This window comes from Chryseobacterium sp. JK1 (assembly GCF_050632815.1).
Lineage (GTDB): Bacteria > Bacteroidota > Bacteroidia > Flavobacteriales > Weeksellaceae > Chryseobacterium.
The window spans coordinates 576139-598281 of the sequence record NZ_JBODRU010000002.1 but is presented as its reverse complement, the minus strand read 5'-3'; the positions used below and the strand labels follow the sequence as shown (position 1 = coordinate 598281).

The 22143-nt window shown below is 35.3% G+C and carries 25 protein-coding genes; 21 read left to right on the top strand and 4 right to left on the bottom strand.

The window, feature by feature from the left end; genetic code table 11:
• Positions 1-2 precede the first annotated feature (2 nt).
• From ACQ76T_RS15745 to ACQ76T_RS15675, 15 genes are all read left to right on the top strand, one after another.
• Positions 3-1262: an ABC transporter ATP-binding protein gene (locus ACQ76T_RS15745; protein ID WP_431344245.1), complete on the top strand. Its 1260-nt coding sequence runs from the start codon at positions 3-5 to the stop codon at positions 1260-1262.
• Positions 1259-1660, top strand: a complete 402-nt coding sequence (locus ACQ76T_RS15740; protein ID WP_431344244.1) for a sugar 3,4-ketoisomerase — start codon at positions 1259-1261, stop codon at positions 1658-1660. Before ACQ76T_RS15745 ends, ACQ76T_RS15740 begins: the two co-directional genes overlap by 4 nt.
• On the top strand, positions 1650-2072 hold the full coding sequence (locus ACQ76T_RS15735; RefSeq protein ID WP_065395835.1) for a sugar 3,4-ketoisomerase: 423 nt from the start codon (positions 1650-1652) through the stop codon (positions 2070-2072). Before ACQ76T_RS15740 ends, ACQ76T_RS15735 begins: the two co-directional genes overlap by 11 nt.
• Entirely contained in the window at positions 2062-2613 is a 552-nt protein-coding gene (locus ACQ76T_RS15730; protein ID WP_431344243.1) for an acyltransferase, read from the top strand. Before ACQ76T_RS15735 ends, ACQ76T_RS15730 begins: the two co-directional genes overlap by 11 nt.
• 22 nt (positions 2614-2635) lie before the next feature.
• A complete protein-coding gene (locus tag ACQ76T_RS15725) occupies positions 2636-3592 on the top strand; it encodes a glycosyltransferase (RefSeq protein WP_431344242.1) in 957 nt (318 codons plus the stop codon).
• Between the two features lie 9 nt (positions 3593-3601).
• Positions 3602-5098, top strand: a complete 1497-nt coding sequence (locus tag ACQ76T_RS15720) for a hypothetical protein (protein WP_431344241.1) — start codon at positions 3602-3604, stop codon at positions 5096-5098.
• 37 nt (positions 5099-5135) lie between these two features.
• Complete coding sequence (locus ACQ76T_RS15715) at positions 5136-6236, top strand: DegT/DnrJ/EryC1/StrS family aminotransferase (RefSeq protein ID WP_431344240.1); 1101 nt, start codon at positions 5136-5138, stop codon at positions 6234-6236.
• A gap of 42 nt (positions 6237-6278) precedes the next feature.
• On the top strand, positions 6279-7199 hold the full coding sequence (locus tag ACQ76T_RS15710; protein ID WP_431344239.1) for a glycosyltransferase: 921 nt from the start codon (positions 6279-6281) through the stop codon (positions 7197-7199).
• A gap of 130 nt (positions 7200-7329) precedes the next feature.
• Positions 7330-8442 (top strand): glycosyltransferase WbsX family protein, encoded by a 1113-nt coding sequence (locus ACQ76T_RS15705; RefSeq protein ID WP_431344238.1) that lies wholly within the window; start codon positions 7330-7332, stop codon positions 8440-8442.
• Entirely contained in the window at positions 8439-9563 is a 1125-nt protein-coding gene (locus ACQ76T_RS15700; protein WP_431344237.1) for a glycosyltransferase WbsX family protein, read from the top strand. Before ACQ76T_RS15705 ends, ACQ76T_RS15700 begins: the two co-directional genes overlap by 4 nt.
• Complete coding sequence (locus ACQ76T_RS15695) at positions 9556-10401, top strand: glycosyltransferase family 2 protein (protein WP_431344236.1); 846 nt, start codon at positions 9556-9558, stop codon at positions 10399-10401. Before ACQ76T_RS15700 ends, ACQ76T_RS15695 begins: the two co-directional genes overlap by 8 nt.
• A gap of 45 nt (positions 10402-10446) precedes the next feature.
• Positions 10447-11115: an NAD-dependent epimerase/dehydratase family protein gene (locus tag ACQ76T_RS15690; protein WP_431344235.1), complete on the top strand. Its 669-nt coding sequence runs from the start codon at positions 10447-10449 to the stop codon at positions 11113-11115.
• 16 nt (positions 11116-11131) lie between these two features.
• Positions 11132-11953 (top strand): glycosyltransferase family 2 protein, encoded by an 822-nt coding sequence (locus ACQ76T_RS15685; protein WP_431344234.1) that lies wholly within the window; start codon positions 11132-11134, stop codon positions 11951-11953.
• The gene (locus tag ACQ76T_RS15680; RefSeq protein ID WP_431344233.1) at positions 11950-12774 is read left to right on the top strand and encodes a glycosyltransferase; all 825 of its coding nucleotides are present in this window, start codon (positions 11950-11952) and stop codon (positions 12772-12774) included. Before ACQ76T_RS15685 ends, ACQ76T_RS15680 begins: the two co-directional genes overlap by 4 nt.
• 52 nt (positions 12775-12826) lie before the next feature.
• Positions 12827-13765, top strand: a complete 939-nt coding sequence (locus tag ACQ76T_RS15675) for a glycosyltransferase family 2 protein (RefSeq protein ID WP_431344232.1) — start codon at positions 12827-12829, stop codon at positions 13763-13765.
• A gap of 50 nt (positions 13766-13815) precedes the next feature.
• Here ACQ76T_RS15675 and ACQ76T_RS15670 read toward each other — a convergent pair whose 3' ends face one another.
• Complete coding sequence (locus tag ACQ76T_RS15670; RefSeq protein ID WP_431344231.1) at positions 13816-14850, bottom strand: acyltransferase family protein; 1035 nt, start codon at positions 14848-14850, stop codon at positions 13816-13818.
• 164 nt (positions 14851-15014) lie between these two features.
• On the opposite strand from ACQ76T_RS15670, the gene ACQ76T_RS15665 reads away from it, so the two are divergent.
• The 3 genes from ACQ76T_RS15665 to ACQ76T_RS15655 are packed head-to-tail and all read left to right on the top strand — an operon-like array spanning position 15015 to position 17550.
• Positions 15015-15557, top strand: a complete 543-nt coding sequence (locus tag ACQ76T_RS15665) for an acyltransferase (RefSeq protein WP_431344230.1) — start codon at positions 15015-15017, stop codon at positions 15555-15557.
• Positions 15557-16396 carry a glycosyltransferase family 2 protein gene (locus tag ACQ76T_RS15660; protein ID WP_431344229.1) on the top strand — a complete coding sequence of 280 codons (840 nt, stop codon included), beginning with the start codon at positions 15557-15559 and terminating at the stop codon, positions 16394-16396. The genes ACQ76T_RS15665 and ACQ76T_RS15660 overlap by 1 nt, the downstream gene beginning before the upstream one ends.
• On the top strand, positions 16396-17550 hold the full coding sequence (locus tag ACQ76T_RS15655; protein WP_431344228.1) for a glycosyltransferase: 1155 nt from the start codon (positions 16396-16398) through the stop codon (positions 17548-17550). The genes ACQ76T_RS15660 and ACQ76T_RS15655 overlap by 1 nt, the downstream gene beginning before the upstream one ends.
• A 1-nt stretch (position 17551) precedes the next feature.
• On the opposite strand, the gene ACQ76T_RS15650 is transcribed toward ACQ76T_RS15655, so the two are convergent.
• Genes ACQ76T_RS15650 through ACQ76T_RS15640 form a run of 3 tightly spaced genes read right to left on the bottom strand, consistent with a single transcriptional unit; the run spans position 17552 to position 19545 of the window.
• Positions 17552-18310: an SDR family NAD(P)-dependent oxidoreductase gene (locus ACQ76T_RS15650; RefSeq protein ID WP_431344227.1), complete on the bottom strand. Its 759-nt coding sequence runs from the start codon at positions 18308-18310 to the stop codon at positions 17552-17554.
• Positions 18310-18543, bottom strand: a complete 234-nt coding sequence (locus tag ACQ76T_RS15645; RefSeq protein ID WP_431344226.1) for a phosphopantetheine-binding protein — start codon at positions 18541-18543, stop codon at positions 18310-18312. Before ACQ76T_RS15645 ends, ACQ76T_RS15650 begins: the two co-directional genes overlap by 1 nt.
• A 27-nt stretch (positions 18544-18570) precedes the next feature.
• Positions 18571-19545, bottom strand: a complete 975-nt coding sequence (locus ACQ76T_RS15640; protein WP_431344225.1) for a 3-oxoacyl-ACP synthase III family protein — start codon at positions 19543-19545, stop codon at positions 18571-18573.
• Between the two features lie 147 nt (positions 19546-19692).
• Here ACQ76T_RS15640 and ACQ76T_RS15635 point away from each other — a divergent pair, with 147 nt between their 5' ends.
• The 3 genes from ACQ76T_RS15635 to ACQ76T_RS15625 all read left to right on the top strand — a co-directional run bounded on the left by ACQ76T_RS15635 (position 19693) and on the right by ACQ76T_RS15625 (position 21960).
• Entirely contained in the window at positions 19693-20169 is a 477-nt protein-coding gene (locus tag ACQ76T_RS15635) for an acyltransferase (RefSeq protein ID WP_431344224.1), read from the top strand.
• A 75-nt stretch (positions 20170-20244) separates the two neighbouring features.
• Positions 20245-21393, top strand: a complete 1149-nt coding sequence (locus ACQ76T_RS15630) for a glycosyltransferase (RefSeq protein WP_431344223.1) — start codon at positions 20245-20247, stop codon at positions 21391-21393.
• A 12-nt stretch (positions 21394-21405) separates the two neighbouring features.
• Complete coding sequence (locus ACQ76T_RS15625; protein ID WP_431344222.1) at positions 21406-21960, top strand: serine O-acetyltransferase; 555 nt, start codon at positions 21406-21408, stop codon at positions 21958-21960.
• Positions 21961-22143 lie beyond the last annotated feature (183 nt).

Genomic DNA, 22143 nt, shown 5'->3' with positions numbered 1-22143 from the left:
ATATGCTGTCTTTAAAAGCAGAAAATATATCGAAACAATACCGTCTGGGACAAGTGGGAACAGGAACTCTTTCTCATGACCTCAACAGATTCTGGTACAAAATAAGAGGAAAAGAAGACCCTTATCTGAAAATAGGGGAAGCCAACGATAGAACAACAAAAGGTTCTTCAGATTATGTATGGTCTCTTCGTGATATCAACTTTGAGATTGAGCAGGGAGATGCTGTCGGAATAATCGGAAGAAACGGAGCCGGAAAATCTACTTTATTAAAGGTATTAAGTAAAGTCACCAAACCTACCACCGGAAACATATACACCAATGGAAGAATTGCTTCTTTACTTGAAGTAGGAACAGGATTTCACCCGGAAATGACAGGGCGTGAAAACGTTTTTCTTAACGGAGCGATCTTGGGAATGACTAGAAAAGAAATCAAAAGAAAATTTGATGAAATTGTAGACTTTTCAGGGGTTGAAAGATACATTGACACTCCGGTTAAAAGATATTCTTCAGGAATGTACGTTCGTCTTGCCTTTGCTGTTGCTGCCCATTTGGAATCTGAAATCCTTATTGTAGATGAAGTTTTGGCTGTAGGAGATGCTGAATTCCAGAAGAAATGTCTCGGAAAAATGAACGATGTAACAAAAGGAGAAGGGCGTACCATACTTTTTGTAAGCCACAACATGACTGCCGTTAAAGAATTATGTACGAAAGGAATTCTTTTGAATCAGGGACAAATCGACTATCAGGGGAACATCCTCAACACCATTATAGAATATCAGAAAAGTAGTGCCAGAGATAGTTCTTATACCTATAACGGTAATATAAATGAAGCGTTAGGTAATGACAATATCCGTATCAAAGAATTTTCAGCATCTCCTATCAAAGGAGATCTTATAGATATTGACTCTGGAGTACGGGTAAAACTGGTTTTTCACAATTATTGCCCAGATATTACACTGGACACGACATTCGAATTGAAAAATTATGAAGAATTGGTTATTTTCCATGTTGGAAAGCTCATTACCGAGAATAACGATTCTAAAGTTGGAGAATATACCGTAGAATTTGATATACCCGCCGGACTTCTCAATGCAGGAAACTATTACTTCAAGCTCTATTTTGGGAAAGATCAGCGAATCCTTCTCTTTGGTATAGACGAATTTATAGGATTTGAAGTAGAGAATGTAAAGGTAGGAACAGTAATGTATGTTTACCCAGGAATAACCCGACCACTTTTTGAATATAAAGTACAGACACCATGATTCCCAGAATAATAGAACTTCCTAAAATTTATGACAAAAGAGGAAATTTATCTTTTTTTGAAAACCCCAATCAATTGCCTTTTCCAATAGAAAGAACCTATTGGATATATGATGTACCCGGAGGTGAAGTAAGAGGCAGCCACGCTTTCAAACAACAGCAGGAGTTTATCATTGCTCTTTCAGGAAGCTTTGATGTGGTGATACATAATGGAAAAGAAGAACAGAGATTTTCTTTAAACAGATCTTATTACGGATTATACATTCCTAAAATGTTCTGGCGAAGACTGGAAAACTTTTCAACCAATTCATTAGCATTGATTGTTTCCGACAAACCCTACAATGAAGACGATTATATAAGAAACTTTGAAGAATTTAAAACATTAACCGATGAAAAATAGTGTTTCAGTATTTGATTGTAATGTTATTGATTTAGGTAAAATCAGTTTCGATGAAGGAAACCTCACGGTGGTTGAAAACAACTCTGCATTTCCTTTTAATGTAAAAAGAGTTTTCTATTTATACGACATAGCAGGGGGAGAAAGTAGAGGAGCCCATTCTCATAAAGAATGTCATCAGTTTCTGATTGCAGCCAGTGGTAGTTTTGAAGTTTCATTAGATGATGGAAAGTTCAAAAGACAGGTTTTCCTGAATCGCCCCAATATAGGTCTTCACATTCCCCCGGGAATCTGGGCTTCGGAGATTAATTTTTCTTCAGGAGCTATCTGCCTGGTATTGGCTTCTCATACTTATAATGAAAATGACTACATAAGAAATTATGATGCTTATTTAACGATACAAAATGAAAAATAATATTCATCCCTTATCTGATGTTCAAACCGAAAACATAGGTGAAAACACCATGGTTTGGCAATTCTGTGTTATTTTAAAGAATGCAGAAATTGGGAATAACTGTAACATCAACTGTAACGTATTTATCGAGAACGATGTGAAAATCGGAGATAATGTAACCATTAAACCGGGTGTACAGATTTGGGATGGAGTAACGCTTGAAGATAATGTCTTTATTGGGCCTAATGTTACTTTCACCAATGATCTTATTCCCCGTTCGAAACAATATCCGTTGGAGTTCAGTAAAACTTTAATAAAAAAAGGAGCTTCCATAGGTGCCAACTCTACCATTATCGCAGGCAACGTTATTGGGGAAAATGCCTTAATTGGCGCAGGAAGTGTTGTTACAAAAGACGCACCCGCCAACACGGTGTGGTATGGTAATCCAGCTCAACATAAGGGGTATATTACGACAGAAGGCTTAATCATAAACCTTGAAATGAAAGATGAATCAGGGAATGAGTATTTTTTTGAAAATGCACAGTTAATAAAACGTTCGTAATCTTCTTACTAAAAAACACCTTATGATGAATAAAAAACTATCTCTAATTCTTCTTTCTTATTATAGCGAAAAACGCATTGTGAGCGTGTACGAAAATGTTAAAGAATTATTAGATCGAAATAATATTCCCTTTGAGTTGATCATCATGGATGATGGATCTCTGGACAATTCTTACAAAGTAGCATTAGAGCTGGAAAAAAAAGAGGTCAACGTAAGAGCTTACCAACTGAGCAGAAACTACACGAGTCACTACTCTATTTTTGCAGGACTCTCCCTAGCTGAAGGAGCCTGTGCATTACCTATTGTAGATGATGAACAACAGCCCTATGAGACGATTGTAGAAATGTACAATATTTGGCTTCAGGGAGAAAAAATCATTATTCCTCATAGAATAACGCGTGATGATAACTGGAAAAGCAAGATTTTTTCAGAAACCTATTACAAAATAATGAACAACCTTACGGAAGTGAAATTCCCTAAAGGGGGTGCCGATCTTTTCCTTATTGACCGTGAAATAATTGACATTCTTAACAAAAGAATACATCCAAGAAATACATCAACTGTTGCGGAGATTTTAAGATTAGGATTTAATCCTTATCACTTTGGGTATAAAAGACCTTTAGGTATTAATCAGAAATCCAGATGGACATTAAAAAAGAAGTTAACCCTGGCAAAGGATACCTTTTTTTCTTCCTCTTCATTTCCTATAAAATTTATATTTAATCTTGGCCTTTGGGTTTCTTTAATTTCGTTCCTGCTTATTCTGTTTTATATTTATATTAAAATTTTCGGCAGTCCGTTTTTAAACGATATACAGCCTAAAGGTTGGACAAGTATTATATTGTTTATCTCTTTTTTTGGAGGGCTTATCCTCTTTTCTCTTGGTATTATAGCAGAATATATCTGGCGCATCTTCGAAGAAGTTAAAGATCGCCCGGGTTATATTATTAAAGAAAAAAATGATATTGAGAAACAGTAACGATCTATTATGCTGACAACACTTAAAAAACTCCCTTCTGCATATTACATAATAGGCGTATTTCTATTGTGCTTGGCGTATGCCTTTCTCTCAAACGACAGGCTGCCGTTCAAATATGTAGATATTTTTGATGAAAAAAGTTATATCGAGATCGTTAAAAATTTTTCAACCCATTTTTTTGAACAAAGTTTTAATCCCTATTATGTTTCCAGATTATTAATGCCTGGAATCGCTCATTTTATCCATCGATTATTTGGAATCACTTTTACATTGGACGCTATTCAGAGTATCTTCACAATACTGAATGGTCTTACGATTTTCATTGCGTTATACTTTTATTACAAAATTGTACAGTTCAAAGGGTACAGCAAGAATATTACGATTCTTGGCTTTTGCTTTCTCTTTGTCAATTTTTTTATACTTAAGCTATCAAACTACTATCCTATTCTGATGGATCTGTTTGGCTTTACATCCGGGATTATTTTATACTATTATTATATCATCAAAAACAGAACTGCGTTTTTAGCCATACTGATGGTATCTATGTTTGTTTTTCCCACCACTTTTTTAATTGCGGTATCGCTTATTGCTTCCAGCCTTATTTCCTTTGATGAGAAAGGACTTGCTATTGAAAAAAACTTCAACAAATATTTATATCCAACTTTTGCGTTGTGTCTTTTATTTGAGGGCTTTTATTTATATTCAAATTACCAATTATTTGTAGCCTTAGCTCATAAGGATTATACTGTACAGTCTGCCCTGTTTTTGATTCCAGTAACGTTTATATTACTCAATTCTTTTATATTTTTCACCATCCGGTATATTCTAAAACTGCTCAATGGTTTTAATATAAACCGAAAAGGATTCGTCTCACCATACTTTATTTTTTCTTTAATTACTTTAATTGCATTCTTTGCTGCAAGTAAATTTCTCACCGTGAATTTTAGAGATATGAAGACTCTTTCATCGGGTGAATTTTTGTTTAATTTAATGTTTCAGGCGTTTTCATTTCCTTTAAAATTTCTTATTACACATTTTATATATTACGGATTATTTGTCGTTCTTATCATTTACTACCGTAAGATATTCTTCTCTTATGCAGCAAATAATACGGATTCATTTCTGAAAATTATAATAGTACTTTTTTCCATTTTCTTTATTCTAGGGACAGAAACAAGACAGTTTTTACAATTTTTTCCTTTTGTTGTATTTGTGTTTCTAGATTCCATAAAGAAAGTAGATTTTAGCAAGTATCAATTAATTGGTATTTTTACCTTCCAGCTGATATGGTCAAGATTCTGGTACACCATCAATGTACCTGAAGGATTTCTGGACAAAGCCTTACCGGCAAAAAACTTTTTTGGATTTCCCGCTCAGAAATACTTCCAATTTCAGGGACCATGGCTGTCAACAAACAACTCATTAATATATGGTGTTATATTTATCATTACTTTTATAACAATTTCACTTATCTTGAAAAAGAATTCTTTTAATCATAAAGTATAACATATAGAACATTATAGCACTTAATAATAATTAACAAATGATAAAATTCTTAGACCTTCAAAAAATAAACCTGCTGCACCAGGAAGAAATTGAAGCAAAACTTTCCCAGGTTTTCCGTTCCGGATGGTATCTTATGGGGCAGGAGCTTTCCAACTTTCAAGAAAATCTTTCTCAATATATAGGGGCTCAATATGCTATCGGAGTTGCCAACGGTCTGGATGCATTGCGTCTTATATTACGGGCTTACATAGAATTAGGCATCATGAGTCCAGGTGATGAAATCATTGTTCCATCCAATACTTATATTGCTTCTATTCTTGCCGTTTCGGATAACGGATTGGTTCCTGTACTTGTAGAACCCGATATTAATAATTATAACATTGATATCTCAAAAATTAAAGAAAAAATCTCTTCAAAAACAAAGGGTATTCTAATTGTACACCTGTATGGAAGAATTGTTTTTTCTGAAGAATTACAACAGCTAGCCCAAGCCCACAATCTGAAGATCATTGAAGATAATGCTCAAACTATTGGTGCAGAATGGAATGGCAAAAAATCAGGTAACCTTGCGGATGCTGCAGGATTCAGTTTCTATCCCGGGAAAAATCTTGGAGCGCTTGGAGATGCAGGAGCAGTTACCACCAACGACGAAAAACTCGCTGCTACGATAAAAGCTTTAGCCAATTACGGATCGAATCAAAAATATGTAAATATATATCAGGGGCTCAACTCAAGATTGGATGAAATTCAGGCAGCCGTTTTAGATGTAAAACTAAAATATATAGATTCTGAAAATGACAGCAGAAGACAAATTGCAAAACGTTACATTTCTGAGATTACAAACCCTGCCATAACACTTCCGGAATATCCTGAAAATGAAAAAGAGCACGTTTGGCATGTTTTCGTGATCAGAACTGTACAAAGGGATGCTTTACAGAAATATCTGGCTGAAAATGAAATTCAGACACTGATACACTACCCCATTCCGCCTCATAAACAACAAGCGTATAAAGAATGGAATGAGCAATCCTTCCCGATTAGTGAAAAAATTCATGAAGAAATATTGAGTTTACCTATTTCTCCTGTAATGACAACAGAAGAAATTGAAAAAGTAATAGAAACTCTAAACAGATTCTAAGGTTTTTAACGCTAAAAAAGTTTGACTTCAAAGTAAAGTATCATGACAGAACTCCCTCTGGTTTCGATTTTATGCCTCAGCTACAACCAACAACAGTTTGTTGTAGAATCTTTAGAAAGTTTCAAATCTCAGAACTATCGCAATATTGAGATCCTGATTTGTGATGACTGCTCTAAAGATAATTCTGTGGAAATTATTAATAATTGGATCAAAGATAATTCCCAACTGAATATCCAGTTTATTACTCATTCTCAAAATCAAGGGATCTGTAAATCTTTGAATGACTTATTGAATATTTCAAAAGGTAAATATCTCATTACGATAGCTCTGGACGACCTTATAGAACACGATAAAATAGAAAGGCATGTAGCACTTCTTGAAAACTCGTCTCCTCATGAAGCAATGGTATTTTCAAATGCTTATATCATTGATGACCATTCAGTACGCTATCAGAATACGTTCATTCCATATTTTCATCAATATCTGAGTCTTGAATCAGGAAACTTTTATAAAAGATTACTTGATTATAATTTTCTTCCCGCGATGTCCTGCGTTACAAAATCCTCAGTGATAAAGGAAATAGGAGGCTGGGATGAAAATTTAACCTTTGAAGATTATGATATGTGGCTGAGATTAAGTCAGAAATATGATTTCATCTACGATAACACCCAATCATGCAGTTATAGAATACATAACACCAACACTCATAAAAAGAGTGACTTTCTATCCAGCTCATTTTTTGATATTTATATCAAACACAAAGAGCAGCCTGAAATGAAAAAGAAAATTCTAAAAATTATTCATGATGCTTATAAAGCCAATAAACTGACTGAAGATCATAAAAAATTCCTCAGAGAACTCAAAAATAGAACGCTTTCTGAAAAGCTGATATTGAAGAACGTAGGAAAGTTTACATATAACACGTTGCTCTATCTTCAAAAGGTTTATCATAAAAGCTGGTAACCGTGTTTTTAGCTCAACGATGATATAATAAAAAAGTTAAAGCATGATTTTTTAATCTTTAATGGCTAAAATTTTGCTTCGAAAACAAACGATTCGATATTTATTAAACAGATAATTTAAGCACATAAATATGAAAATAAGACCAATCGCCATACATTTACCACAATATCACCCGTTCCCGGAAAACGATGAATGGTGGGGAAAGGGGTTTACTGAATGGACGAACGTCGCAAAAGCAAAACCTCTATTTGATAACCATTACCAACCCCATCTTCCATCAGACCTGGGCTTTTATGACTTAAGGCTGGAAGAAGCAAGAATGGCACAGGAACAACTTGCCAAACATTATGGCATCTACGGTTTTTGTTATTATCATTATTGGTTTAATGGGAAACGCTTAATGCATGAACCCATCGACAGAAAATTAAAAAATCCAAAAGAAGATTTACCATTCATGCTTTGCTGGGCTAATGAAAACTGGACCCGACGTTGGGATGGAAACGAGCATGAAGTACTGATTGAACAAAAGTATTCTGTACAGGACGATGAAGACCACATTGATTTTCTTCTGCCTATCTTCAAGGATCCAAGATATATCAAAGTAAATAACAAACCCGTTATTGTTATTTATAAACCTAATGTTTTTCCTAATATACAGGAAACCCTCAAATGCTGGAGAGAAAAAGCGAAAGAAGCCGGATTGGAATTATATATATGTCATATGGTTTTCTCCTATCAAAAAGATTGGGATCAACTAGTTGATGGCTTTGATGCAGCCGTTGATTTCGAACCTTTTGGGATCCGCAGAAAAAGTGTATTTAAAGAAATGTGGGAAAGACGTGTACCCCCAAAAAGAACAATTATAGACAAGATAAAGGGGCGCATTATAAAACAACCGGTAAAAAAGAGATTCAACTCGGTTCCCTATAAGTGGATGGGAGAAAATTTAATCCTTCAAAAAGATTTTCACTGCAAGCTCTACCCTTCTCTGGTACCGGGATGGGATAACACTTCCAGAAGAGGAGAAAACCCTACTCTGATCTTAGAAGACTCTACACCGGAATATTTTGAACACTGGCTTTCTAATGTGAAGGCAGATTTTATACCGTATTCTGAAGATGAAAACTTTATTTTCATCAATGCATGGAATGAATGGGCAGAAGGAAACCACCTGGAACCCGACATGAAATTTGGAACGCAATATCTGGAATCCGTTAAGAAAATATTTTCCGATCAATTATGAAAAAAATAAAACCACTTGCCTTTTACCTTCCCCAGTATCACCCTGTTCCAGAAAATAACGAATGGTGGGGAAAAGGATTTACTGAATGGACGAACGTAAGCAAGGCCAAACCTTTGTTTGAAGGGCACGACCAACCTATATATCCTGCAGATCTAGGGTATTATGACCTGCGTCTTCCAGAAGTAAGAGAACAGCAGGCTCAGATGGCAAAAGAATACGGTGTACACGGATTTATCTATTATCACTATTGGTTTGGAAGCGGCAAGCAATTATTAGAACGTGTAGCCAATGATGTTCTACAATCAGGAAAGCCTGATTTTCCTTTCTGCTTCTGTTGGGCAAATGAAACCTGGTCGGGAATTTGGCATGGCCTTTCGGAAAAAATATTGGTAAAACAAACCTATCCGGATGAGCAGGATCTGATTGCTCATTTCGAATATCTTCTCCCTTTTTTCAAAGACAGCCGATATATAAAAGTAGACAATAAGCCTGTTTTCATTGTATATGATGCCAATCATCTGAATGAAGGTGATCCTTACTATATTACAAAATTCAGGGAACTAGCTAAGGAAAATGGATTTGACGATCTATATTTCATGGCCTCCAATAAACTTCCTGATGATATCGATTTCCAATCTTTGGGGTATGATGGCAAAATATCCAATGCCTTTCACAAAGCATGGAATCCCCATATCCGAAAAAAAGAATATATTTCTCATTCTCAATACTATAAAAACAGAATAAAAGGATTAATAGGAATTAAGAAAAAGGAACAGCCAAAAGTCAGAATGCAGGATGCAAATGAAGTAGTCAACGATTTACAGTTTGAAGACAGCAATGTAACAACCTATCCATGCATTTTACCTAACTGGGATAATACTCCCCGAAGCGGCTATAACGGAATTATACTGACGAACAATTCTCCGGAATTGTTTGAACAGCAAATAGAAAAGGCCATCGCTTATTTGGACCATAAAAAAGACTATTCCGAACAGTTTTTAATTGTAAAATCCTGGAATGAGTGGGCAGAAGGAAACATCCTGGAACCAGATAGAAGAAATGGTTTTGCCTATCTGAATGCATTAAAAAAAATATTGAACAAACACAGCCAGAATGAGTAAATTCAGCGTACTTATTGCTAATTATAATAATGGACATTTTTTCGAGGAATGTTACCAAAGTTTAATTGCTCAGACTGAAACAGACTGGGAAACCGTAATTTTAGATGATGGATCCACGGATAATTCTCTTGAGACTATAAAAAAAATCGTAGAAAATGATTCTCGTTTTAAAATTCATCAAAATGGAGAAAATAAAGGAATAGGATACACAAAGAAAAGACTGATCTCCCTTGCAGAATCTGAAATATGCGGTTTTCTTGACCCTGATGACGCATTGGTTCCTCATGCCCTGGAAATTGTTTTAAAAACTCATTCGGAAAATAAAGAAGCCGGTTTGGTATATTCTAATCTTGTATTTTGTGATGAGAATCTCAAACCTCAATCTGTTCATAAAGCAAAACAAATTACCGAATTAGACCAGTCTTATTACAATTTTAGAGGAGAAATATCAAGTTTCGCCGCTCTAAAAAAAAGTATATATGAAAAAACGGCAGGGATAGATCCCTTTTTGAAGATTGCAGAAGATAAAGACTGGTATATGAAAATGTGTGAAACCGCTCCGGTAAAATACATAGATGAAGATCTTTATCTATATAGAGTTCACCAAAATGGAATATCTACCACAACCAATCAGGAGAAAGCTGTATTCTGGCATTGGGTAGCCTTGATTAAAATGTCGGAAAGAAGAAACATCAGTATTGAAGACCTCTTCCTTGAAAGATATGTTCCAAAAAGTAAATATGAACAGGTACTTTACAAACTGGATCGTGTAAAGAAATCGAAATGGGCTAAATTGGGTGATAAACTTGGATTGTTTAGACTCTTTAAGCATTTATAAACATACTGCGAAAAGATAACGCCTGTTTAATTAGAAAAAGAAAATATGATTATTGGTAACGGAATTCTGGCTAATGCTGTAAGACCTTATGATAAAGAGGATGTCATTTATTTTGCGTCCGGAGTTTCCAATTCACTGGAAACCGACCCATCTGAATTTGAAAGAGAAATCACTCTTTTGGAATCTACTATTGAAAAATTTCCGGAGAAAAAACTGATCTATTTTTCCACATGCAGTATTTATGATCCTACCAAAACAGACAGCCTTTATGTAGCACACAAGCTCAATGCGGAAAAGATCATTACACAGCAGTGCAAAAACTACGTTATCTTTCGGGTAGGAAACGCTGTAGGCCGTGGAGGAAATCCCAATACTCTCATCAATTTCCTGAAGAACTCTATTCTCTCAGAAAAGACAATCACCATTCACAGCAATGCACGGCGAATACTGATTGGTATAGATGACATTGGCTTATTTACAGAACATCATATAAAAGACCTCAACAAACAAACGATTAACCTTACTTTTCCTTACCAATATTCTCTCGCTGAGATTTTGTCTCAACTGGAAATTCATCTTGGTAAAAAAGCGGTATACGAAAATATAAACGAAGGCTCCAATTATAATATTGAGTTCAACCCTCTTACCGAATCTTTTTTTGAAGGAATGTCTTCTGAAGGCTACTTAAAAAAAATATTCTCAGCCTATTTATAAAATAAAAACATATTGAATGACAAACAAAGTTTCCATTATTGTTCCTAGTTTCAACCATGCAAAACATTTGGAAGAATGCATACAATCTGTTAAAAACCAATCCTACACAAATTGGGAATGCATTATTATAGATGACGGTTCTACAGATGATACCCGAAGTGTGGCCACAAAGCTGACGGATGATAAAATACAATATATTCATCAGGAAAACAGCGGAGTATCCAGTGCAAGGAATCAAGGAATCAAGGCTGCCACAGGAGACTATATTTTACCTTTGGATGCAGATGACACCCTCAATCCTTTGGCGTTAGAAAAAATGCTGGAAGTATTTGAAAAAAATAAAGACACATTAATTGTCTTTTCGGATACCGTGTATTTTGGCCATATTAATAAAACCTCCAATTTGCAGGAAAAGTTCAGTATGAAAGAGCTGTTACTCCAAAATAGACTCTTTTGTACTTCTATGTTTCCTAAAAAATATTTTGACCAGGGAATCGTTTTTGATGAAGAACTTATACACGGTTTCGAAGACTGGGAATTCTGGATTCAACTGATTTCTTCCCACCGTGAACTTCCTATTACTAAAATAGATTACCCGGTATTTAATTATAGAATGCACCCTGTAAACTCCAGAAACAATGATATCATCAAAAATGATAACAAAAAGGAGATTATATACCATACCGTTTACGAAAAACACAAAGCGCTGTTCCATGAGTTTTTTCCAAGCTACATTGCACTGCTCAATAGAAAAACCTTTTATGAGCAAAAACTGGAGAAAATATACAACAGCAAACCTTACAGAATATACAACTTTTTAATAAATTTATTTAGATGAGTCAGTTTATACACGTAATAATGACAAGATTCAATGTTCCTACAAAAGGTTGGGATGAAACCCGTTCAGGCTTCAAACCGCTTACAGAAGAGTGGTTGGATGACCGCTTCAAGCTCTTCCGTACCTATGTACTTCCTTCTTATAAGAACCAGACCAACCAAAATTATATCTGGCTTACTTTTTTTGATGTAAATACTTCAGAAAAATTCAGAAAAATCATAAAAGAAATTGAGGCAGAATACCCTGTCTTCAAAGCTGTATTTGTAGAACATTTCGATGCAATGAAAACCAAAGCTGTAGAAGTTATCTCACAGCTGATAACTCCTGATCATCAATTCGTTATCACCAGCGAACTGGATAACGATGATATGCTTCATCAGGATTATGTAAAAACGGTCCAAGAGCATTTCAAACCGGTAGATGATCTTGTGATCGATTTAAGAAGAGGATATCAGCTTACAATGCTTCCTGATCGCAAGGCCATTGTAAAAGTTTATAATGCTGTAGCCAATCCGTTTGTGAGTTTAGCAGAAAAAGCAGACAATTTCAAAACAGTACTGAAAGAAAGAGCCCACAACAGCTACCGCGATTACAAGGATTTTTCTATAGAAGATAGCAAGGAAATGTATATTCAGATCGTACATCAGTACAACCTGATGAATACTTCGTTTAAGCATAAAGCAGTTTCAGAAGTAGATTTTTCAAAATACGGAATGACTGAAAACACTCGTTTTACAATAGATCATGCCAAAACGCGTCGTCATAATATTTCCCGTATTCCTTTTGTGATGAAACTTATTTTGAAAAAAATATTTAAATAGAGTAAGTATAAAAAACTGCCCATCATTTAATCTTAAAAAAACAACTGAGAGAATGAAAATTTCCGTTATCATGCCTGTCTACAACGCTGAAAAATATGTCACTCAGGCTGTAGAATCTGCTCTTCAATTCGAAGATGTTTATGAAGTGGTACTTGTAGAGGATAGGTCTCCGGACAATGCTTTGGAAGTATGCAGGGAACTCGCGGCTAAATACGATCGGGTAAAGCTCTATCAACACCCTGATAAAGCCAATCATGGAGCCGGAGCAACCAGAAACTTAGGTATAGAAAAAGCTGAGGGAGATTTCATTGCATTTCTGGATGCCGACGATTATTATCTTCCTAATCGTTTTGATGCGGAAAGAGAACTTTTTAAAAATGATGAAGTAGAGGGGGTGTATGGAGCCATTGGGGTTCATTATTATTCAGAAAAAGCAAAAGAACAATATTATAGGGTATTTGGTGACCGCTTAACGACTGTTTACAAGAAACATCCGCCAAAAGATGTATTTCCGGGGCAACTTAATATGATAGGAACATTTGGCCTTTTTAGTATAGATGCCCTCACCATCAGGAAAAGTTCTCTGAAAAGGATGGAATATTTCTTTAAAACACATTTAAAACTTCATCAGGATACCGAGTTTTTATTCAGGCTTTCTTACTATCTGAATTTATATCCGGGAATATTAGACAGTGCCGTAGCAGTAAGAGGAGTTCATGAGAACAACAGAATTACCAAAGTAGATGCAAGAGAGATAAAACCTGCTTCTACAAGAGTGGTACTGTGGAAGGAAGTCAATAGTTGGGCACAAAATGAAAATTCGATCCCTGAAGATATTAAACTTCATATCAAAAGAGTTTACAGAAGCTTCCAAATTGCCAACGCTCCTTTTCTGAAAAAATGGGGAATGATCACCCAATATCTGTTTACAGATTATAGGAGTATACGCTCAGGGCTTTATAATATTAACTTCCGAAAGGATTTATTCTAAATTCCGTCCTCAAACTAAATATTTAGTTTTAATAAAAAAAACATTTCTATTTATTGTTTTACAAAGCTTATCTTTCTCAAAATATTTCGCATTGGCTTCTCAATACACTGATAAAAAACAGTGGAGCTGATGAGTACAACAACTATATAAATGGCAAATACAAGATCAATATTGAACTGGTATCCCTGCCATTTTAAAAATTCTCTCAGAAGATAAAGAACCGGAATATGGGTAATATATATCGCATAACTTATCTCTCCCAGATATTCTAGGGGTTTCATAGAAAACAGTTTTGTAATTTTTCCATTATTTGCTGAGATCAGAAGAATAGCGGGAACAAATAGAAGAGCCATCAGCCCATTGTGATAAAATAAAGGAACAAAAATCAGCGATAAAAGAATCAACAAAAAGATAAGAACAACATAAACATCATAGTTCTTTTGTTTAAAGTTTTTTACAAAAAACAATCCCGCCAGGTTTCCAATTAAAAACTCGTTAAGATGCCATAGAGGAAAGTAATACAGAAATTCATGGCTCTTGGTATGAGGTCCTTCATATGCTCCATATACAGGATACAGATTCGAAAAAACCTGAGTGATTAACCAGATCATAATGGTAACGATCCAAATGGTCTTATTGTCCCGGGAATAAAAATAATTATACAAAAGAGGAAAAAGGAGATAGAATAAAAATTCCACGGAAATAGACCATCCAGGAAAATTAAGAATCATCGCCTCTCCTGGTATCCATGTCTGAATTCCCAAACCGTACAAGAGGATTTTGTACCCTTCGAACATTTCAGACCTTGTCATAAAATACAGAAGAAGTCCTACAATATACAATGGGTAAATTCGGGCGAACCTGTTCTTATAAAATTCAAAATAATCAATCTTATCTTTTTTATGATAAGCAATAATCATGATAAAGCCAGAAAGGATAAAAAAATAACTGACCCCAACATTCGCTCTCAGAAAAAGATTGGAAATATAATCTATTTTGTATAAAAACAGATCTTTATTGAAATGTGAAACCACGATTGCCATTGCAGCAACAAATCGGGTAAATGTAATCTGACCTATCTTCACAGAAACAAAAAATGTTTTACTTCATAAAATACAGCTGCCCTCATCTGCGGCCAGTTGTATTTCATATAAAGTATTAATTTTAAGGCACAAAAATAAGATTTATTCTTATAATTATAGAAAACAATTTATATTTGTAGACTACAAATGTGAAAATAAATCTTAATATGCTTTATGAAATACTAGCAAAAATTCAGAGGAAAAGTCAGATTTCGCGGCTTACGAAACATCCCAATGTTTCATTCAAAGGAATAAAACTGGGGATTAGTAATCATTTTGTCTTATATCATAATTTAAAAAAGGTTACTATTGGAGATGGTGTCAGCTTTAGAAATTATGTTCATATACTTGTTCAGCAGAATGCCAGCCTGGAAATCGGAAATGGTTTTTTCATGAATAACTTCTGCTCTATTAATTGTCTGGACAGCATTTCCATAGGTAATGATACTTTGTTTGGCGAGAATGTTAAATTATATGACCATAATCATGCCTATGAACCTCATCCCCATTTTAAGCTGCATCATTCTGAATTTACCACTGCTCCTATCAAAATAGGAAGCAACTGCTGGCTTGGAAGCAATGTTACTGTCCTTAAAGGAGTCACTATAGGAGACAATTGCATCATAGGAGCCGGATGTATTATTTATAAAGATATTCCACCCAATACAACTGTAATCAATCATCAAGAATTAATTTTTAAGGAACATTAATGAAGTTTTCCATCCTTATTGCCCACTATAATAATGCTCATTTCTTCAAAGACTGTTTAGACAGTATACAGAAACAAACTTATACAGACTGGGAAGCCATCGTTTTGGACGACGCCTCCTCAGAAAACGAAAAGAAAATGGTACAGGAAATGATTTCAAAAGACAAAAGGTTCACATTTTTTGAAAATGAAAAAAATTCCGGTGTGGGTGTTACCAAAAGTAAACTGATAGAGCTGGCAAAAGGTGAAATCTGTGGTTTTCTGGATCCCGATGACGCTATTTCTCCCACTGCCATTCAAAAATGTATAGATATTTTCAAGACTAAAAAAGAGACTGTTCTTACTTATTCAAGATTTATGACCTGTGATCAGAATCTTAAGCCTATTGCTCCATTCAGGTCTGCAATGCAGGTTCCCAATGGAGATCCGTGCTTTTTTAATTTTCCTATTCAGATTGCCCATTTTGTGAGTTTCCGGAAAAGCACTTATGAGCAAACGGAGAAAATGAATCCCAATTTAAAGATCGGAGAAGATCAGGATCTATATCTTAAGCTCTACGAAAAAGGAAAAGTTCAGTTCATTGATGACACCAACTATTTTTACAGAACTCATCAGGGCGGAATTTCCCAGAATGATAATAAAAAGCAATCTCATGAGTATTTTGCTCAGGTGATTTTCAATACTATGAAACGCAGAGGGCTTGCCGCAATTAATGGGAGAAAAATTCCTGAAAATTATCCCGGTGCTGAAGAGATATTTGATCTGCTTCAATATCAGCATCAGCTGCCATTCCGAATCAAGAAAAAAATAAAAATCACTTTACAATCAATCTTCGGTTAATGTTAAATAAAAAAATAAAAATTTTGTTCAGACACCACTCCATGGAAATGGGAGGCGTAGAGAAGGTATTGCTAGGACTTCTCAATAATCTTAACAGGGACAAATTTGAAATAACGGTATGTCTTAGCCTGAATCAGGGGAAATTGCGAGATGAGCTTCCCGAGCATGTTAGAAAAGTATACCTCACTGAAGGGAAAGAAGATTTTTCCTCAAACAATATTTTACAGAAACTTCAGCTTATTGCCAGAAGGATAAAGCTTAAAAAATTAAGAGATAATCCTGCCATTACAGATAACATCATTAATGATACTTTTGATATAGAGATTGGGATGGATTATAGAGATTATGATGCTATACTGAATTCTACCAACAAAAATTCAAAAAAAATAGGATGGTTTCATTCCGAGGTCAATGTTCCTAAGTTTCAACCGCTGGTTCCCAATATTCTGAAGAGTTTTCCACAGTTTGATCATATGGTGTACTGCTCTCATAAAATAAAGGATATGATGCATCATTACTATCCCAAGTTGGATTATCCCTCAGAAAGTGTGATCATCAATCCTATTCCTATTGAAGATATTAAAAAGAAAGCGGAAGAAAAGCTGGACAACTTCCCAGAGGGGCCTGTTTTCGTTTCTATAGGACGTCTTCATACCAGAAAAGGATATCATAAACTAATGGAGGCACACAAAAAACTTATAGATGAAGGTCTTCATCACAGTATTGTTGTCATAGGAGACGGCGGGGAAATGAAAAATCTTAAAGATCAGGCTACCAACCTGAATGTTGAAAAGACATTTATTTTAGCAGGAAATCAGATGAACCCATATCCATACGTCAAAAGAGCGGATTACTTTGTTCTTTCTTCCGAATCTGAAGCCTGGCCATTAGTGATTGCCGAAGCTTTAATTCTCCAGAAACCTATTGTTGCAACCAATGTGGGAGATGTAGGACTTATGATCAAAGACCAGGAGACAGGATACCTCATCAGCTATGACGTTGATGAGATGTATAAAGGAATGAAAGCCTTCCTTACGAATCCTGAACTGGTTCTCCATATCAGGGAGAATCTTAAAAATATTGAAAGTCAGTTTGACAATAAAAAGATTTTTGACAGTGTGGAAGAGATTATAGAAACTCTTCACGGAAAATAGCTTACTGTGCAGAATATCCGCCATCGATGACAAGATTGGTACCCGTTACCCATCTTGAAGCATCTGATAACAGAAAAATACAGGCATTCGCTACGTCTTTAGGTTCTCCTAATCCCAGCGGATGCTTTTTTATAATCTCTGATGAAGCTTCATCTCCGATGTCATCAAACATTTTTTCTAAGATTGGAGTATTCACCATTGCCGGGCTTATACTATTCACTCGAATATTACTTCTTGAAAGTTCCATTGCCAACGAACGTGCTCCGGCGATCACAGCCCCTTTACTGGCGGAATAAGCTGCTTTTCCCGGCTCTCCTACCATTCCGGCAACCGATGAGATCAAGACGAAGCTGCATGTTTCATTTTTATACTTTTTTAAAGACAAAATCTTTGCAATTTCAAATCCCGCAATAACGTTTACCTCAAATATATCGTGATAGAGCTGTGGACTATGCTTTTTTAGCGGCAGTGTTTTTTCTATTCCTGCACAATGAATAAATCCTGATATTTTTCCTAAAATGGCAACCTTTTCTGCAATCACAGCTTCAAGGTTATCCGATTGGGTAATATCTTCAGCAATAATTTCTACTCTTGCTTCAGGGTTCAGCATGGTGGCTGTTTTCTGCAGTTCATCAAAGTTTCTGCCAACTAAAATAAGATCTGCTCCACTATTGCTGCATTCTACAGAACAGCTTCTCCCGATTCCGGAAGAAGCCCCTGTAATAAGAATTGTTTTATTTTTTAATGAAAAAGCATCCATTAATCTTCAAAATTTTCTTTCCCAATCACATTCATAAGATCGGAAACCGTATCTATATCTTTGAAATGTTTAGTATCAATCTTTTTGCTAAAGTTTTCATCTACAAATGCAATAACAGAAAGTAAGCTGATCGAGTCATAACTTTCTAAAGATTTCAAATTTGTTTCAATAGTTAATGTTTCATCTTCTTCCAATTCCTCCTGTAGTTTTTCTAAAAAAACAGATGTTTTCATATTTTATTATTTTAAATGTTTCTTATTTTAAATTTCCATTATGGTAGCTCCCCATGAATATCCTACTCCAAAGCCTGCCATTAAAACTTTATCTCCTGCTTTCAGCATTCCTTTGTCCATCATATTTTTAAGGGCAATAGGAATAGTTGCAGAAACGGTGTTTCCGGTATTTTCCATATCAATATAGAACTTTTCTGCCGGTATCTTGGTTTTTTTTCTTAAATAATTCAGCATAAAAGAATTGGCCTGGTGAAAGACAAAATGATCGATATCATCCATCGTCATCTGGTTCACTTCAAGGGTTTCTTTTACCAGCCCCGGAATGTTTTCAATAGTGAAATTAAAAATCTCAGGACCGTTCATATAAATATTTTCCGGGCTGAAATCATGCTCCGGATTCAGTTCAAAATCTTTTTTGAAAGCTCCTTTTTTAACGATAAGGTTCTCAGCACCACTGCCGTCTGTTCCAAGACAGAACTGGTAATCATTACTTCCTTCCACTTTTTCCACAATGGCAGAAGCAGAGGCGTCTCCAAAAATACTTCTGTTCCCTTTATCATCAGGGTGAATATGCTTTGTATAGGTTTCTGAAGTAACCAAAAGAATACTTTTTGCAATTCCGGCAGAAATCAAACCTTTAGCAAATGCTAATCCGTATACAAAACCGGAACACCCAAGATTAAAATCTATCGCTCCTATATTTTTTCTAAGGCCTAATCGGTCCTGCAAAATACAAGCCGTTGTTGGCAGAAAATACTCTGGGCTTTGCGTACAGAAGAGAATAAAATCCACTTTATCTCTGTCATAGTTTTCGAAAATTTTTTCTGAGGAATGTACCGCCATATCCAGCACAGTTTCGTTCTCAGAAGAGATATGACGCTGAGCTATACCTACTTTCTCTTTGATCCTTTCTGAGCTCCACTCCGGAAACTGTTTTTCAAGATCCTCGTTCGTTAATACCGCTTGTGGCAGATAATATTCTATTTTTGAAATTTTCATCATATTAATAAATTCTCTTTCTTTGCAAAAGTAAAGAAAAACAAATTTACATTCATGATGATTTTTATATTTAGAATCCTATTAAAAATAGACTCCCTCTATCATTCTTTTTTGAATAGGGCCAGCCTTGAAGCGGCAAAATATAGAGGCATGAAAGTAGGCAAAGGCTTCAATATGCCTGATAAAATTTATTTTGGGACAGAGCCCTACCTTATTGAGATTGGGGATCATGTAAATATTGCAGGAGGCGTAAGATTCGTTAATCACGGAGGAACCACCACTTTACTGAGAAGACTTCCCGGCTATGAAGATGCAAGAATTCTTGGAAGAATAAAAATCGGGAATAATTGCACGATCGGGCTCAACTGTGTAATTATGCAGGATGTAAAGATTGGAAACAACTGTGTGTTGGGAGCAAATTCCGTGTTATCACAGTCTATGCCTGACAACACGGTCTTTATTGGAAACCCCGCCCAATTTCTTTGTACCATTGAAGATTATGGTGATATTGTCTTAAAAAACAATCCGGAATATCCACGAGAATTGGAAAAAGACAGAAAAAGGCTGGATGACTATATCAAAGAAAATCTTCCACACAAGTATAAAAAAGCAAGAAAAATTAAATAAATTTAATCTTGTAAATGATAAAGCAACTTCTGCGAGGCAGAATATTGTTCCCCAATAACTTATAAAAAAAACAAATTGAAAAAGAAAAAACTCCTCATCCGTATAGGCTCTTTACGTCATGGTGGTGCTGAAAAGGTATTAGTCAATTTTCTAAAAAACCTTCCTCCGGATAAATATGAAGTAGATCTGCTGGTGAATCTTTATTCGGGGCTCTACATTAAAGAAGTTCCGTCCTGGGTAAATCTCTATTATTTAACAAAAGGAGAAATGATAACCACTAACAGGCCTCAGGATATTCCCGTAAAGGCATACAGAGTTCTTTATCAGAAAATGTTTCTTTGGTTTCCTTCCCTTCTCTATAAATTTATTTTAAAAAACAAAAAATACGATGTAGAGATTGCAGCCATTCACGCCATGCACAAAGAGATACTCACCAGCCCTCAAAAAGATTCGAAAAAGATTATCTGGGTGCAGAATGATATTTTCAATTTAAAAGAATATACTCCGGAAGTTATCCGACAGTTTTTCAAGTTTGATAGGATTTTGGTGATTTCCAATAAGCTTCAGGAAGAGATGCATAAACTGGCGAAGAATGAAGCGGAAAAGCAATCCGTAATAAAAATCTTTAATCCCATTGACAAAAACGATACCCTTAGGAAAGCAGACATTGAGGTGGATGATTATCCTTTCAACAACGATCTTCCCACTTTTGTAACGGTAGGAACAGTATATCCTCAAAAAGGATATGACAGGCTTCTGGATGTGCACAAAAAACTGATTGATGAAGGATTGCAGCACAACCTGATTATCATTGGAGATGGGTATGATTTTAATAAAACGCTGGATCAGCTTCATTCTCTGGGGCTTCAAGGTACTGCAAAAATGCTTGGTTTTAGCAGTAATCCTTATCCTTATATGAAAAAGGCTGATTTCTATATTATGTCATCAAGGCATGAAGGGTTTCCTACCATCATTGCTGAGGCTCTTATTCTTAACAAACCAATTTCGGCAACGGATATTTCCGGAATCAGAGATCTTCTTCAGGATGGAAAACTTGGGAATATTACCCCTAACTCCGAAGAAGGAATTTATGAAGGTATGAAGAAGTTTCTTACGGATAAAAGCTGTACTGAAGAGTATAAGAAACATATTTCAGAAACAGAGCTTCCTTTTGTACTGGAAAAATCGGTAGAACATCTTCAGAAAATAATTGACGAAGTTTAAAACATACTTGCCATGGCTGATTACTCTATCATTCAAAAAGATTTTTACCGGGAAAGTGGAAAGTGGCTTTCAACGTTTCAAATCTGGAAAAAATGCATCAATCCGAATTTACACTTTGTATACATTCTAAGAATGACTCAAAAATATCAGAAAACTTCCGTTTTGAGTACATTCTGGAGAATTATTTTAAGACATTATCAGATTAAATATGGTTTCCAAATTTATCCGGAAACACAAATTGGCGAAGGTTTTTACCTGGGACACTGGGGCAGCTTGGTGATTAATCCCAAAACCATCATTGGGAAGAACTGTAATATAGCACAAGGTGTTACTATTGGACAGCAAAACAGGGGTAAGAATGAAGGCTCCCCTATTATAGGTGATGAAGTCTGGATTGGCACCAATGCTGTTATTGTAGGAGCGATAACGATAGGGAATAATGTTTTAATTGTTCCCAACTCCTATGTCAACTTTGATGTTCCCTCACATTCCGTTGTCATAGGCAATCCTGCTAAAATTATCCCTACAAGTAACGCTACAGAGGATTATATTAACCGTAAAGTATAATCAATTCAACAGATACACTAAAATCGTCTTGTTTTTACCTGCAATTTATTGTACATTTGTCAAAGAAAACATGTCTTAATTATGAAATCACGAATATGCAATTCGATTTATCAGGAATTTCACTTCCCGGTATCGTTTTCATCAACCTAAACATGTTGCTTGTTCTGAAAAGAAATCACTAAT

Bases quoted from the DNA above. Each gene is read 5' to 3' on its own strand.
- ACQ76T_RS15725 (WP_431344242.1), top strand. From the start codon at position 2,636: ATGATGAATAAAAAACTATCTCTAATTCTTCTTTCTTATTATAGCGAA.
- ACQ76T_RS15730 (WP_431344243.1), top strand. From the start codon at position 2,062: ATGAAAAATAATATTCATCCCTTATCTGATGTTCAAACCGAAAACATA.
- ACQ76T_RS15625 (WP_431344222.1), top strand. From the start codon at position 21,406: ATGGCTGATTACTCTATCATTCAAAAAGATTTTTACCGGGAAAGTGGA.
- ACQ76T_RS15665 (WP_431344230.1), top strand. From the start codon at position 15,015: ATGCTTTATGAAATACTAGCAAAAATTCAGAGGAAAAGTCAGATTTCG.
- ACQ76T_RS15710 (WP_431344239.1), top strand. From the start codon at position 6,279: ATGACAGAACTCCCTCTGGTTTCGATTTTATGCCTCAGCTACAACCAA.
- ACQ76T_RS15735 (WP_065395835.1), top strand. From the start codon at position 1,650: ATGAAAAATAGTGTTTCAGTATTTGATTGTAATGTTATTGATTTAGGT.
- ACQ76T_RS15675 (WP_431344232.1), top strand. From the start codon at position 12,827: ATGAAAATTTCCGTTATCATGCCTGTCTACAACGCTGAAAAATATGTC.
- ACQ76T_RS15645 (WP_431344226.1), bottom strand. From the start codon at position 18,543: ATGAAAACATCTGTTTTTTTAGAAAAACTACAGGAGGAATTGGAAGAA.
- ACQ76T_RS15700 (WP_431344237.1), top strand. From the start codon at position 8,439: ATGAAAAAAATAAAACCACTTGCCTTTTACCTTCCCCAGTATCACCCT.
- ACQ76T_RS15705 (WP_431344238.1), top strand. From the start codon at position 7,330: ATGAAAATAAGACCAATCGCCATACATTTACCACAATATCACCCGTTC.
- ACQ76T_RS15685 (WP_431344234.1), top strand. From the start codon at position 11,132: ATGACAAACAAAGTTTCCATTATTGTTCCTAGTTTCAACCATGCAAAA.
- ACQ76T_RS15660 (WP_431344229.1), top strand. From the start codon at position 15,557: ATGAAGTTTTCCATCCTTATTGCCCACTATAATAATGCTCATTTCTTC.
- ACQ76T_RS15715 (WP_431344240.1), top strand. From the start codon at position 5,136: ATGATAAAATTCTTAGACCTTCAAAAAATAAACCTGCTGCACCAGGAA.
- ACQ76T_RS15640 (WP_431344225.1), bottom strand. From the start codon at position 19,545: ATGATGAAAATTTCAAAAATAGAATATTATCTGCCACAAGCGGTATTA.
- ACQ76T_RS15680 (WP_431344233.1), top strand. From the start codon at position 11,950: ATGAGTCAGTTTATACACGTAATAATGACAAGATTCAATGTTCCTACA.
- ACQ76T_RS15695 (WP_431344236.1), top strand. From the start codon at position 9,556: ATGAGTAAATTCAGCGTACTTATTGCTAATTATAATAATGGACATTTT.
- ACQ76T_RS15655 (WP_431344228.1), top strand. From the start codon at position 16,396: ATGTTAAATAAAAAAATAAAAATTTTGTTCAGACACCACTCCATGGAA.
- ACQ76T_RS15635 (WP_431344224.1), top strand. From the start codon at position 19,693: ATGAAAGTAGGCAAAGGCTTCAATATGCCTGATAAAATTTATTTTGGG.
- ACQ76T_RS15740 (WP_431344244.1), top strand. From the start codon at position 1,259: ATGATTCCCAGAATAATAGAACTTCCTAAAATTTATGACAAAAGAGGA.
- ACQ76T_RS15650 (WP_431344227.1), bottom strand. From the start codon at position 18,310: ATGGATGCTTTTTCATTAAAAAATAAAACAATTCTTATTACAGGGGCT.
- ACQ76T_RS15745 (WP_431344245.1), top strand. From the start codon at position 3: ATGCTGTCTTTAAAAGCAGAAAATATATCGAAACAATACCGTCTGGGA.
- ACQ76T_RS15720 (WP_431344241.1), top strand. From the start codon at position 3,602: ATGCTGACAACACTTAAAAAACTCCCTTCTGCATATTACATAATAGGC.
- ACQ76T_RS15690 (WP_431344235.1), top strand. From the start codon at position 10,447: ATGATTATTGGTAACGGAATTCTGGCTAATGCTGTAAGACCTTATGAT.